Here is a 13021-nt window from a genome sequence, read left to right on the forward strand (position 1 = left end):
TCCTTCTTTATCGTAATTATTATTATAGTCTATGTCCCAAAAAACGGATATAGGACAAAGGAAAGCCAATTCGGGAGTTGACAGCCGGGGGCCCGCTTCGGTACAATGACGCTTAATAAGCGATGACAGGAACAAGTAAGCGGAAGGGCGTTCTCCAGAGAGCCGGTGGGTGGTGCGAACCGGCGGGCGGCATCTGTCTGAATGGATCCTTGAGCTGACGGTTGAAGGTGCGCAGCGGGGCCGGGGCCCAGGCCATAGTTTCAAGTGCCGCTGTGATCAAGGTAGGCCGCTTCCGGTTCGCTCCCCGTTACAGGAGCCTGAAGGTTCGCATTACGTCCTCTTGCTGCAGCTGCAGTGATTGGGATACGCTTTTGCGGATAAATTAGGGTGGCACCACGGTCTCTCGTCCCTTGCGGCGGGAGGCCTTTTTGTATTTGCCGGAAATTCAAAGGAGGATTCGTTTCCCATGTCCAAATTGAGGGTATTGTCGGGGATGCAGCCCAGCGGGCAGCTGACGCTCGGGAATTATATCGGGGCGCTCAAGAACTATGTCAAGCTCCAGCATACGCATGACTGTTATTTTATGGTGGTGGATTTGCACGCGATCACCGTGCCCCAGGATCCTGCGGCCCTTAAGGAGCAGACGGAGTCCGTTGCGGCGGTCTACCTCGCGGCGGGCATCGATCCGAACGCGGCTACCGTGTTCCTGCAGTCCAGCGTGAAGGCCCATGCGGAGCTGGGATGGCTCCTGACGACGCTCACCTACATGGGTGAGCTCGAGCGGATGACGCAGTTCAAGGACAAGTCGGAAGGCAAGGAGTCGGTGGGCGCCGGATTGTTCACCTACCCGTCTTTGATGGCCGGGGACATCCTGCTCTACAACGGGGACCTCGTGCCTGTGGGCGAGGACCAGCGCCAGCATCTCGAGCTGACCCGCGACCTGGCGCACCGGTTCAATACGCGCTTCGGCGAGACGTTCAAGATCCCGCAGGGCTACATCCCTGAGGTAGGGGCCCGGATCATGTCGCTCGACGATGCGTCGAAGAAGATGAGCAAGAGTAACCCGAACGCGGGCAGTTACATTGCCCTGCTCGACGCGCCGGATGTCATCCGCAAGAAGATCTCGCGCGCGGTGACCGACTCGGGGCGTGAGGTGAAGTTCGACCCGCAGAACAAGCCGGAGGTCAGCAACCTGATCTCGATCTATACGCAGTGCACCGATCTCTCCATTGCGGAGGTCGAAGCGAAGTACGAGGGCCAAGGCTACGGTCCGTTCAAAAAAGACCTGGCGGAAGCCGTCGTCGGCCTGCTCGAGCCGATTCAGCAGCGGTACCGCGAGATCCGCGAGTCCGGCGAGCTGTATGATATCCTGCGCAGCGGCCGGGACCGCGCCGAGGCGGCTGCCGAAGCTACGATCCGCGAAGTGAAGCAGAAGATGGGCTTCGTTCAGCTGTAGGGCGGGGGTACGTCAACAGAAAAGCCCGTCCACGGTCATGGACGGGCTTTCCTGCTGCGCCGTAAGGCGTGATGAAGGAAGCGTGCGTCAAACGGCACACGCATGAGGGAGTGAGCTTGACATGATGCGGGCGGCTTGGCGTCCTATCGTGACCGAGCTTTAGGTGAGGGCGCCTAACGCTAAGCATCGAAGCTTGACTTGAGCGCCGATGAGCAGCACCAGACTGGCGCTTGATGTGAAGCGCTGGGGATACCGGCATGATTTTGAGCGTGCGTGCAGCACTTGCACTTGATCAATAAAGTAAGCCTGCTTGTTGTACGCACGGCTGCCGGTAAACAAATCGGGCTCGAACGCAGCAGAGTGCAGTAATGGGCTGCCTTACTAGGTGGCACCGGGGTAAACCGGCACGGGGAACTCCCAATCAGCCAGGAGATCGAGCCCATTTGAACATGCTGGCGCCGAACAGAGGGCCATGGCTTCTGCCGCTGCGCATATTCAGTGAATTCTGCAGACGATTCCTCAGAAATCGAAATAACGGAACTAGGATAGCTTATCGAGATATTTCCCTTCATTTCCCGGAAAATAGCGGAACTCAGATATCTTATCTGTACTGCATTCAGTGAAAAGCTGCCTCATTTCTACAAATAGCGAACTTCAGTTCCTCTATTTGAAGAATGAGCCCTCTGAAGAGAGTACATAACGAATCTGAGTTCCGTTATTTCTTTTTTGCCCCCCAGGTGAGGGAATGTGTTCTGAGTATAAGCATGTCTCAAGAAGCGCAGCCGCCTGTCCACCTATGTGGACGGGCATTTTGTGCTGGTACGGGGCGATGAAGAGACTAGCATGCTCACACAGACTCCATTCCCCCTTCGTATCGAAGTCTACATGCGCCCTTCGTACCGAAGCCTGCATTCCGCCCTTGGTACCGAAGTCCACATTCCGTCCTTGGTACCGAGGTCCACATTCCGCCCTTCGTACCGAAGCCCACATTCCGCCCTTGGTACCGAAGTCCACATTCCGCCCTTGGTACCGAAGCCACATTCCGCCCTTCGTACCGAGGCCTACATTCCGCCCTCAGTAACACCATGGCCTCCTGCGGTATCATGGCCTCCGCACGACCCGCCCCTTCAGCTCCGGAGGTACCGGCCTAAACACTGGGTCAGGGCATTCCGTCTCTCCCTTTGTTCCTGCAAACCCGAAGGCTTGTCCACCAAACTCCTACTGGCCGCTGCGTTTGCGCTGCTTGGCCTTGACGATGAAGCCGGCCCCGATGAAGAAGAACGAGATGACAGAGAAGAGAACGGCCATCCCCGTGCTGCCTGTGGCCATGCCATACGAGATCGCTGCGAGAAGAGCCGTGCCGATGACGGCCCACAGCAGGGCAAGTCCTTTGTTCATGCGGTATCCACCCGCCTTTCCGAGTAACATTTGAAACTCACGAAGTTTTTTCAAAAGTTGCGTATAGTTCCGGGCATGGGGCACATAATAACTTTGCAAGCTTGCAACTACATCAAAGACATCATTCAATTGAAAGGAGTGCTGGAACATGGGTGCAGGTCAATCCCGTAGTAGCAACGTTTTGGTAGTACCACAAGCTTCTCAAGCATTGGATCAATTGAAGTATGAGGTCGCTCAAGAGCTTGGGATTCAAATCCCGCAAGACGGATACTATGGCTACATGGCTACTCGCGACACTGGTGCAATCGGTGGTCACATCACACGCCGTCTGGTCCAAATCGCTGAGCAAGCTCTTGCCGGCGGTCAACGTTAATCTCGGGTAACCGGGATCGGCGAGATTCATCAATAGAAGCTCAAGGAGAAATCCTTGAGCTTTTTTGAATGTATAGAGAGTATACCACGCGAGGCACATCGTTCCCTCATCCATTCGCCTGGAAATAGAGCGGAAGCATACCGTTTAAAAAGGCTGCGGCCGTCCCATTATACCACACGGGGATTCGCCTGGAGCCGGAAACATCAATAGACGCCGGCCCGGAGCTTCTTGCCGAGATTCGTTTCACTCACCCATCCCACATAAGAGTCGAGCGGATGATATGCATGATCCATGAGCAGTACGGCAACGAACGGGTAGTTCTTCCGGTGGCGGTACCGGACATCCGTCCAGACCACCTCATATCCCCAGGGCTTCTCCCTGACTTCCGCACAGGCATACGAGGAGAAATAGAGCAGGGCCTGGACATTCGGATGGTTCTTTGACGCATCAACGGCAGGGTGGGCCTGGCAGTGGATCCGGTCGACCCATTTGATCGTGCCGTTCCGGTATTCACCGAGCTCGTACCCCCCGAGCTCCTTACGCTTCACGATCTGCCAGTGATAGGGGTGGACCGTAGGGATCAGCGTATACCGGTCGCCGGGCTCATAGCCGATGTCCTTCTGGTACAGGTTCTTCTCCAGGTGGTGATGAAGCCAGGACCTCCAGAGGTAATAGAAGCCGATCACCGCATACAGAAGGGGAAAGAGCATCTCGGGACGCGCCAGCTTCAGCGACCACAGGAAGATGGCAAGCACATGGGATAAGAAGATGAACGGGTCGAAGATATGGATGATATTCCACGAGACCCACCGCTCCGAAATCGGCCTAAGGGCCTGCGTGCCGTACGTATTGAAGAGATCGGTAAACACGTGAAAGGCGACGGCCCCGAACACCCATGCGGTGACGTGTAGCATCGGCAGCTCGCCGAAGGAGAGGCGGAGTATACCCGCAATCAGCAGCGTCCACAGCGCGAGCGCCGGAAGGGAATGCGATAGGCCGCGGTGGTTCCGGACATAGACCGCGTTCCCCCGCAGCCTCAGCAGCGTGTCCGCATCCGGGGCCTGGGAGCCCGCCACCGTACCGAACAGTACGGCCGTGGAGACGGCCGGGTCTGCCGCAACGACAGGGTCGATGTAAGCGAGCCCCGCGAGGCCGAATCCGATGACCAGATGCGTTCCAGTGTCCATGGACCTTCCTCCCCAACGGATCGTTTTTCCCTATTGTATTGCACTTCATTACCAATAGTGTATCATTTTCTTCATTAAAATAAAGCGGAAGGGGCCCAAAAGATGAGCATGGTGTTCGTCGAGTACAAAATCGCGGAGGCTCGCCGGGAGGGGTATCTCGCTTGGGCGGGGAAGCTGCAGGAGGACGCCCGGGTGGAGGTCTATGAAGGGGAGGGCCAGCCGAACCTGTTCGTGGAAGTGTGGCGGGGACTTGCCGGCACCGAGGTGGAGGAGTTCAAGGCCGCACGGGAGGGGGGAAGTCCGGAGGGGGACCTGCCGCAGCCGTGGAGGGAGCTGCCCTCTTTCGTAGAAGGCGGAATTGCGAAGATCCGGATCTGGGCGTTCCAAAAAGTAAAATAGTCCATATTTTGCGGCATGGAAGTCCATGGTTTCTTTCTTGCTGACAGGGTAATCTTACTTATAGTCAAGATTACCTCTCGGGAGGAGTGCCATGGTACGCAAGGATATCTTCTGGTCCCACATCAAACGCAACCGCTGGGCCTATGTCATGGGTTTTGCATTATTGTCCATCTCCTCCGTGCTGCAGCTCGTCATTCCATGGCTGCTCGGCCGGTTTACCGACAGTCTTCAGGTCGGAGGCTTGACGTACCAGGGGGCGGTCCAGCTTGCGGTGTGGATGACGGCCGCCGGTTTTGGTATCGCTTTCTTCCGGTCGGTCTCCCGGATTTATCTCTTCCGCCTCTCAAGGCAGCTCGAAATGCGGGTGCGCGGCGAGCTCTTCGAACACTGGGAGAAGCTGTCCGCCCAGTACTTCAACAATCGGCGGATCGGCGATCTCATGTCGCATGCGATCAGCGACGTGGGCGTCGTCCGCGAGGTGACGATGCAGGGCTACTTCAACGTGATGGAGGCCGTCTTCCTCATCGTGGTGTCGGTCGCCGCCATGGTCACTTCAGTCAATCCGTGGCTGACACTGCTCACCATGCTGCCGCTGCCGCTTCTGTCCCTGCTTGCCTACCGTTTCAACAAGCGGATCATGCAGCAGTCGGCGGACATGCAGGCCGCGATCTCGGACCTGACGAGCCGGGTGCAGGAGTTCACCGCCGGGGTCCGGGTGGTGAAGGCGTTCGTTCAAGAGAAGGCGGAACGGGCCTTGTTCACAAAGGACAATCAGAAGGCGGTCGATATGAACCGGCGGTTCGTCCGCTCGAACTCCCTGTTCGGCGCGCTCAGCACCGGCATTGTCGGATTCTCGTTCCTGGTGTCCGTTGTCCTTGGCGGGATTATGGTGCTGCGCGGCACGATCACGCTCGGGGAGTTCGTCGCCTTCAACACGTACTTATCCCTGCTCATGGGACCGATCGAGAACCTCGGCAAAGTCGTGAACCTGCTGCAGCGCGGGCGCGCCTCGGAGCTGCGGCTCCTCGACATCTTCAACACCCAGCCGGATATCGTGGACGACGTTATGGCGAAGGAGGAGATTACGGAGATTCAAGGGGAGATCGAGATCCGCAATCTCACCTTCTCCTATCCGGAAGCGAAGCGGCCGACCCTCCGCGACATCTCGCTGAAGGTGCCGCGCGGCTCGAGCCTCGCGATCGTCGGACGGGTCGGCAGCGGCAAGAGCACCCTGGTCCACCTGCTCGTGCGGCTCTATAATCCGCCTGCCGGAACCGTGTTCATCGACGGGCATGACATCCATGAGATCCCGCTGCGGACCCTGCGCGGCCAGATCGGGATCGTGCCGCAGGATCAGTTTCTCTTCTCCTCGACGATCCGGGATAACATCGGCTTCGATCCGAAGCCGTACAGCGATGAACAGGTTGTGCAGGCGGCCAAGATCGCCCAGGTGTACGACAACATCGTCGAGTTCCCGAACCAGTTCGATACGGCCCTCGGGGAACGCGGCATCTCCCTGTCCGGCGGCCAGCGCCAGCGGGTATCGATCGCCCGGGCGGTGATCAAGAAGCCTTCCGTGCTGATCTTCGACGACAGCTTGTCGGCCGTCGATACGATCACGGAGGATCTGATCCTCGAAGGGCTGCAGACGGTGATGACGCAGCGGACGACGATCATCATCGGGCACCGGATCTCCTCCGTGCAGAATGCCGACCAGATCATCGTGATGGATCAGGGGCGGATCGTGGAGCGGGGGACCCACCGTTCGCTCGTGGCTCAGAACGGCATCTATGCGGATATGTACCACAAGCAGCTGCTGGACGAGGAAGCGGAACGCCAGGAGAGCGAAGGCGCGGGGGCCGCAGACGGGGCATCACAGGCTGTGCGCAGGTTGAAAGGGGGAGCGGGGGCGTGAACATACATACCGAAGCGCCGGAAGGCAGCAAAATGAAGGACTCACAGCTGCTGCTCAAGCTGCTCTCTTACGCCAAGCCTTACTGGCGGATGATTCTGCTGTGCATCTCGCTGGCTTTTCTGATCGTGGTGGCCGACCTGGTCCGGCCCTACATCTTGAAGGTGGCCATTGACGGGCACATCAATGGCCTGGAGCACCCGATGCTCTCGGTGCCGGCCGGACAGCAGGCCGCCGCCGAGCTGGAGAAATACGGCCGCGTGACGGAGTGGAACGGCCGGGACTATGTCCGCCTGGCGCCGGAGGAAGCGGCCGCTGATCAGGCGTCTGCGGCGGCAGCCGGAGCGCAGCCCGCGCAGATCGTCTCCGCCGGGGGCCGGCAGTGGCTGATCGACGGCTGGCTTCCGGCAGGGGCCGGAGAGGACGAAGCAGCCGTGACGGTACGCGGCGAAGGAGCCTCTGCCGTGCTCTCGGCCGGCGGCCGGGAGTTCCCGGCCCGGCCGCTCGACGAGGCGGCGGTCGGAGTCTTCCGCGCCCAGGATTACCGCGGCTTCGTCGAGCTTGGCGCCGTCTTCCTGGCCGCCGTCCTCGGCAGCGCCCTGCTCGGCTACCTGCAGAGCAACCTGCTGCAGTATACGGGGCAGACGATCATATTCAACATCCGGCAGCAGCTCTTCCATCACCTCAGCCGGATGTCGATGTCTTACTTCGACCGCAATCCGGTCGGCCGTCTTGTCGTGCGCGTCACGCAGGATACGGAGTCGCTCAACCAGCTGTATTCGCAGGTGGTCGTCAATCTCGTCAAAGATATGATCGTGCTTATCGGCATTATCGTCGTCATGCTGCAGCTCAGTGTCAAGCTGGCGCTCCTGTCGTTCGCGGTGCTGCCTTTCCTGGCGGCGCTCACCTTCTGGTACCGGTCGGTGATCCGCCAGGCGCAGCGCCATTCGCGGGTCATTCTTTCCCGGCTGAATTCGTTCCTCGCGGAGAACCTGTCGGGGATCCGCATCACCCAGCTATTCATCCGCGAAGAGCGGCAGCAGGAGCAGTTCGACCGGCTGAATACCGACTACTACCGGGCAGGGATGCGCGGAACAGTCATCAACTCGATCTTCCAGCCGGCCATCGGGTTCCTCGGCAACCTGGCGATTGCGCTGCTGCTGTGGTACGGCGGGGCCAGCGTCATCGAAGGCGGGATTACCTTCGGGATCGTGTATGCCTTCACGCATTATGTGAGGCAGTTCTTCCAGCCGCTGCTGTCCCTTGCGGAGAAGTACAACCAGATCCAGACGGCGATGGTCGGGGCGGAGCGAATCTTCGAGACGCTCGGCGAGAAGCCGGCCATCACGGATGCGGAGCAGCCCCGTAAGCTGCCCGCCGAGATCCGCGGCGAGATCCGCTTCGAGAACGTCTGGTTCGCCTACAGCGGCGAGGATTGGGTGCTGAAGGATGTGTCGTTCACGATCCATCCGGGCCAGACGATCGCGTTCGTCGGGGCCACCGGGGCCGGCAAAAGCTCCATCATCCAGCTCGTGGGCCGCTTCTATGATATCCAGAAGGGCAGCATCAAGCTCGACGGCGTCGATATCCGGGAGATTCCGCTCGATGATCTGCGGCGGTATATCTCCATCGTGCAGCAGGATGTCTTCCTGTTCACCGGGGATATCGCCTCGAACATCCGGCTGAACAACATGGAGATCACGGACGAAGAGATCCGCCAGGCTTCGCGGATGGTGCACATGGACGACTTCGTCCGCTCCCTCCCGGACGGCTACGGCACGCTGCTCGGCGAGCGGGGCATCAACCTGTCGCTCGGCCAGCGGCAGCTGCTCTCCTTCGCCCGGGCGATCGCCTTCCGCCCGCAGATTCTGATCCTGGACGAAGCTACGTCCAATATCGATACGGAGACGGAGATGATCGTGCAGGATGCCCTGCACAACATCTCCGAAGGCCGCACGACGCTGATCGTCGCGCACCGCCTGTCGACCATTCAGCATGCCGACCAGATCATCGTCATGCACAAGGGCCGGGTGCGCGAGACGGGGAACCATTACCAGCTGCTGGCGCAGCGCGGGTACTACTACCGGCTGTATGAGCTGCAGTACAAGGAGCAGAAGCCGGTGCCGAAGGCGCGGTGAACGTCCGGTTTTGGGGCTTGCGAGTAGGATGAAAATAAATTAAAAACACCGAGATGTAACTGTCCGGACGTACTTTTGGATTCCAAAAGTGCGTCTTTTTTTGCTTGGCGTTATGCGAAATAATCACCCCATCGACCCCGGTACCCGTTTCAAATTCAAATACCCCTATTCACTCCCCTTTTCTATTGCGGTATTCGCTTGGCGTCTCGCCAAAGACCTCTTTGAATTTCTTGTGAAAGAAAGACATGCCCGAATAGCCGACTTCCTCGGCGACGTCGGTAATCGACATATTCGTATTTTTGAGGTAAAGGGCAGCCTTGTTCAACCGCTGGAGCTGAAGCAGATCCTTGAACGACTTCCCGGTAGCCCGCTTGAGAATGGCCGATAGGGCGTTCGGATGGAATTTGAAATGGGAGGCCATCTCCACAAGGGAGCAGTCCCGATACCGTTCTTCAATGTAGCGCAGAAACTCAACGATCGAGGCGTCCTCTTGACGGCGGCTCGGTGACGCTGCGCCCTGGATATCCACATGACGGACAAGTTCAGTAAACAGAATGACCAGATACGAGTTGATGATGTCGTGCGAGCTGACGCCGCGGTCGAAATATTCGCACATCAGCTGCTCCATAATTTGGCCGGTCTTCTTGACACCATCCAGAGGAAAATGGAGAAATTGGTTCGTTCTGCGCCTGTCGATCATGGAGTTAATCAGAAATTGAGAAATAATACTTTTGCCGGTGAGCCGGTTCAAAAAGCTGGAGGACAGATAATCGTGTCTTAATTTCATATCGATGACCATGTCGCCGGGACTTGTCTCCAGTACGGTATGCGGAGTCATCTTATCGATTAAGATCATTCCGCCTTGGGCCAGCTCGATCGGCTGTTCGTTGATCCGAACGGTGCAGGCACCTTGATAGACATAAACCAGCTCGATGTAGGGATGTACATGCATCGGTACCGTTGCAAAGGGCCGCTGCAGGGAGATGACCAATTGATCGTCAATGAGCATATGGGCGATGTCAAAGGTCAGGTCAAACAGAAACACGGGAATCCCGTTGATGGTAAGCACCTTGGGCTGGAGTCTTCCCTTGATCTCTTCCCAGTCCACGGACAGCTTGCTTTTGTCCGCTAGAAAATCGTGCAGTTCGGAGGTTTCCATCAGTTCTGTCCTTTCCCCTATGCGAGGATGAATTTGATTTGAGCATAGATACATCAGGGTTGGTAAGTTTCATTCATCCACTTTCGATTTGATTCGGGCACACAATCGATTTCATATTAACATTATCAGCATCGAAAAGCATTGGTATGATGAATGGGCAGCGAATCAACATGGGCAGCAAACGTAGAAACGAAAGCGGAAACGAAAGCGGAAACAAAATTGCTTGGGAGGACCTCCCTCCGAGGCAGCACGCTTAGCCCTTATTAACAATGACAGGAGGAGTGATCCCAATGGAATTTATCTTTCCGCAGCATTTTATATTCGGTTCGGCTACGGCCGCTTATCAAGTTGAAGGCAATAATACCAACAGTGATTTCTGGGCGGAGGAGCATGCGGCGGGCTCTCCCTACCAAGACAAGTCGGGAGATGCGGTAGACCACTACCGGCTGTACAGAGAGGATATCGCACTCATGGCAAGCCTGGGGCTGAAGGCTTACCGCTTCTCGATCGAATGGGCCAGAGTCGAGCCCGCTCCCGGGCAGTATTCCCGATCGGCCATCGCGCATTACCGGGATGTCCTGCTGGCCTGCTGCGAGCACGGGCTGACGCCTGTCGTCGCGATGCATCATTTTTCATCCCCGCAGTGGCTGATGCGCTTCGGAGGGTGGGGGAGCGATGAAGTTCCGGAGCGCTTCGCCAATTATTGCGAATTCGTGTTTCAGGAGCTGGGCGAGCTTATTCCCTATGTGCTCACATTCAATGAAGTCAATCTTCCGGTTATGCTCCGCGAGGTGTTCAGCAGCATCGGCATCATCCCGCCGGTCGGCATTGACGGCGCAGCCTGGACGGCACCCGGATGGAGAGCCTCCGCAGCACAGCTGTGCGGCACGACGGCGGATCAATACGTCACCTTCCATATGATTTCGGACGAGCCGAAGATTACGCTGCTGATGGAAGCCCACCGCCGGGCAAGGCAGACGATCAAACGTCTGCAGCCGAATGCCAAGGTCGGGCTTTCGATGGCCTTATCCGACATTCAGTCCGTTCCGGGCGGAGAAGCTTTGGCCCAGCAGAAATGGCAGCAGTATTTTGAACAGTATTTGCCTGCCCTGGAGGGAGACGATTTCTTTGGTCTCCAGAATTATACGCGTGAAGTCTACGGACCTGAGGGCCGGGTGGCGCCGGCTGCGGACGCCGAGCTGACCCAGATGAAATACGAGTATGCTCCCGAAGCGCTGGGGCGGGTCATCCGCAAGGTGGCCCAAGCGGTAACGCTTCCGATTTTCGTCACGGAGCACGGCGTGGCTACGGATGACGACGAGCGGCGGATCGAATTTATCCGGCGCGGCCTGCAGGGCGTTCACGCATGCCTCCAAGAGGGCATTGACGTAAGGGGTTACCTGCACTGGACGACCTTCGACAACTTCGAATGGAATGCCGGTTATTCGATGCGGTTCGGGCTGATCGGCGTAGACAGAATGACTCAGGAACGGACCGTGAAAGAAAGCGCACGTTATTTGGGACGGATCGCATCCACGAAAGTGCTGTGATGCAGGCGTTAGTACCATATCATCTTGGGGGGATCAGCCATGAGCAGCTCAGCGGGTATTGACAACGGGAATGCGGGATATGGGGAGAAGCTTTCGCTGAAGGAACGATTCGGGTATGCCGTAGGCGATTTATCGACGAATGTCATCTTTACCGCGATCTCGACCTTTCTCACGTTCTTTTATACGGATATTGCCGGCATCTCGGCAGGCGCGGTGGGGACGATCTTTTTGGTCACCCGGATCGTTGACGGCATCCTTGATATCGGCATCGGCGCTTTGGTCGACCGCACGAAAAGCAGGCACGGCAAGGCCCGCCCCTGGATCAAATGGATGGCGGTTCCGTTCGGCTTGTCCGTCATGGTCTTGTTTACGGCTCCGAATGTAGGAGAGACCGGAGCGATCATATACGCGAGTGTCACCTATTTCGTCTGCATGATGATCTACTCCGCCATCAATATTCCTTACAGCGCGATGAATTCGCTGATGACACAGGACCCGTATCAGCGGACGGTACTGAACATAACGCGTATGGTTTTGTCGCTTACGGGCGGCGTGGCCATCAGCATGTTCACGATGCCGGTGGTGAATGCTTTTGGCGGGGGCAAAATGGGCTGGGCGCTGACCTTCGGCATCATTGGCGCGGTATCTCCTCTGCTGTATGCGATCACTTACAAAACAACCAGGGAGCGGGTCAAGCCCGTTGTCGTGCAGAAGGACATCCCCTTGCGCAAAGGCGCGAGGGCGCTGCTACGCAACAAATACTGGATCATTGTCCTGCTGTTCTCGATCATTCTCTTCTTGAACACAGGCATCAGCAGTGCGTTGAATATTTATTATGCCCAATATATTCTGCACGACCCCGGCCTGGTAGCGGCACTCGGGATCGCGAGCATTCTTCCGATCATTGTGGGGATCCTGCTCTGTGCGCCGCTGATGAAACGCATCGGGAAGAGGAATACCATATTGGTCGGATGCTTCATTACGCTGGCCGGTTCGCTTCTCATCCTGGTGGACTCCTCCGATTTTGGGATTGTCTTGATCAGTACGATTCTCAAAACGCTCGGCGTCGCTCCAGCGGTAGCGACGGGCTCCGCCCTGCTGGCCGATACGGTGGAATACGGCGAATGGAGAACCGGGGCGCGAACGGAAGGCCTGATCTTCAGCGGAGCCTCGCTCGCCTCGAAGATCGGCAGCGGCTTCGGGGGCGCGATCGTCGGCTGGGCGCTTGCGATCGGGGGGTATGTCGGCGGACTGAGCGAACAGAGCGATTCGGCGATTACAGCCATCAAGGTGCTGTACATCGGGTTCCCGATCGTCCTGGTGCTGCTGCAGATCGGGTTTATGATGATGTACACGCTGGAGAAGAAGCTGCCTTCGATTGTGGAGGAGCTGCAATCCCTGTCTGTTCCGTCTGAGAAGTAAGGGGAGCTTCACCGCGGAGTAGGCGAT

The 13021-nt window shown here is 57.6% G+C and carries 10 protein-coding genes and 1 other annotated feature; of the genes, 7 read left to right on the plus strand and 3 right to left on the minus strand.

Annotation, left to right across the window (positions count from 1 at the left end; all coding sequences use genetic code 11):
* The first annotated feature begins 113 nt into the window (after window positions 1–113).
* Window positions 114–414 (plus strand) — a binding site (T-box leader).
* 52 nt (window positions 415–466) lie between these two features.
* Complete coding sequence (gene trpS, locus ACP26L_RS05995; RefSeq protein WP_426451628.1) at window positions 467–1456, plus strand: tryptophan--tRNA ligase; 990 nt, start codon at window positions 467–469, stop codon at window positions 1454–1456.
* Between the two features lie 1218 nt (window positions 1457–2674).
* On the opposite strand, the gene ACP26L_RS06000 is transcribed toward trpS, so the two are convergent.
* Entirely contained in the window at window positions 2675–2854 is a 180-nt protein-coding gene (locus ACP26L_RS06000; RefSeq protein ID WP_426451629.1) for a DUF5325 family protein, read from the minus strand.
* A gap of 148 nt (window positions 2855–3002) precedes the next feature.
* Here ACP26L_RS06000 and ACP26L_RS06005 point away from each other — a divergent pair, with 148 nt between their 5' ends.
* The gene (locus ACP26L_RS06005; protein ID WP_269868893.1) at window positions 3003–3227 is read left to right on the plus strand and encodes an alpha/beta-type small acid-soluble spore protein; all 225 of its coding nucleotides are present in this window, start codon (window positions 3003–3005) and stop codon (window positions 3225–3227) included.
* Window positions 3228–3430: 203 nt separating this feature from the next.
* On the opposite strand, the gene ACP26L_RS06010 is transcribed toward ACP26L_RS06005, so the two are convergent.
* Window positions 3431–4414 (minus strand): metal-dependent hydrolase, encoded by a 984-nt coding sequence (locus ACP26L_RS06010; RefSeq protein ID WP_426451630.1) that lies wholly within the window; start codon window positions 4412–4414, stop codon window positions 3431–3433.
* Between the two features lie 102 nt (window positions 4415–4516).
* On the opposite strand from ACP26L_RS06010, the gene ACP26L_RS06015 reads away from it, so the two are divergent.
* From ACP26L_RS06015 to ACP26L_RS06025, 3 genes are all read left to right on the plus strand, one after another.
* Window positions 4517–4813 (plus strand): hypothetical protein, encoded by a 297-nt coding sequence (locus ACP26L_RS06015; RefSeq protein WP_426451631.1) that lies wholly within the window; start codon window positions 4517–4519, stop codon window positions 4811–4813.
* A gap of 91 nt (window positions 4814–4904) precedes the next feature.
* Window positions 4905–6728, plus strand: coding sequence for an ABC transporter ATP-binding protein (locus ACP26L_RS06020; RefSeq protein WP_426451632.1), 1824 nt, complete (start codon window positions 4905–4907; stop codon window positions 6726–6728).
* Complete coding sequence (locus tag ACP26L_RS06025) at window positions 6725–8863, plus strand: ABC transporter ATP-binding protein (protein ID WP_426451633.1); 2139 nt, start codon at window positions 6725–6727, stop codon at window positions 8861–8863. Before ACP26L_RS06020 ends, ACP26L_RS06025 begins: the two co-directional genes overlap by 4 nt.
* Before the next feature lie 169 nt (window positions 8864–9032).
* On the opposite strand, the gene ACP26L_RS06030 is transcribed toward ACP26L_RS06025, so the two are convergent.
* Window positions 9033–10022 (minus strand): AraC family transcriptional regulator, encoded by a 990-nt coding sequence (locus tag ACP26L_RS06030; protein ID WP_426451634.1) that lies wholly within the window; start codon window positions 10020–10022, stop codon window positions 9033–9035.
* Between the two features lie 290 nt (window positions 10023–10312).
* Between ACP26L_RS06030 and ACP26L_RS06035 the strand changes: the two genes are divergently transcribed.
* Both ACP26L_RS06035 and ACP26L_RS06040 read left to right on the plus strand, forming a co-directional pair.
* Window positions 10313–11572: a glycoside hydrolase family 1 protein gene (locus ACP26L_RS06035; protein ID WP_426451635.1), complete on the plus strand. Its 1260-nt coding sequence runs from the start codon at window positions 10313–10315 to the stop codon at window positions 11570–11572.
* A 39-nt stretch (window positions 11573–11611) separates the two neighbouring features.
* Window positions 11612–12994, plus strand: a complete 1383-nt coding sequence (locus tag ACP26L_RS06040) for an MFS transporter (protein WP_426451636.1) — start codon at window positions 11612–11614, stop codon at window positions 12992–12994.
* Window positions 12995–13021: the final 27 nt, after the last annotated feature.

Origin of the sequence: Paenibacillus sp. S-38 (genome assembly GCF_049942825.1) — a bacterium.
Classification (GTDB): domain Bacteria; phylum Bacillota; class Bacilli; order Paenibacillales; family NBRC-103111; genus Paenibacillus_G.

What these genes read in the sequence shown, in the direction of transcription:
- ACP26L_RS06040 (WP_426451636.1), top strand. Translation starts at nt 11,612, where the DNA reads ATGAGCAGCTCAGCGGGTATTGACAACGGGAATGCGGGATATGGGGAG.
- ACP26L_RS06015 (WP_426451631.1), top strand. Translation starts at nt 4,517, where the DNA reads ATGAGCATGGTGTTCGTCGAGTACAAAATCGCGGAGGCTCGCCGGGAG.
- ACP26L_RS06030 (WP_426451634.1), bottom strand. Translation starts at nt 10,022, where the DNA reads ATGGAAACCTCCGAACTGCACGATTTTCTAGCGGACAAAAGCAAGCTG.
- ACP26L_RS06005 (WP_269868893.1), top strand. Translation starts at nt 3,003, where the DNA reads ATGGGTGCAGGTCAATCCCGTAGTAGCAACGTTTTGGTAGTACCACAA.
- trpS (WP_426451628.1), top strand. Translation starts at nt 467, where the DNA reads ATGTCCAAATTGAGGGTATTGTCGGGGATGCAGCCCAGCGGGCAGCTG.
- ACP26L_RS06010 (WP_426451630.1), bottom strand. Translation starts at nt 4,414, where the DNA reads ATGGACACTGGAACGCATCTGGTCATCGGATTCGGCCTCGCGGGGCTC.
- ACP26L_RS06035 (WP_426451635.1), top strand. Translation starts at nt 10,313, where the DNA reads ATGGAATTTATCTTTCCGCAGCATTTTATATTCGGTTCGGCTACGGCC.
- ACP26L_RS06000 (WP_426451629.1), bottom strand. Translation starts at nt 2,854, where the DNA reads ATGAACAAAGGACTTGCCCTGCTGTGGGCCGTCATCGGCACGGCTCTT.
- ACP26L_RS06020 (WP_426451632.1), top strand. Translation starts at nt 4,905, where the DNA reads ATGGTACGCAAGGATATCTTCTGGTCCCACATCAAACGCAACCGCTGG.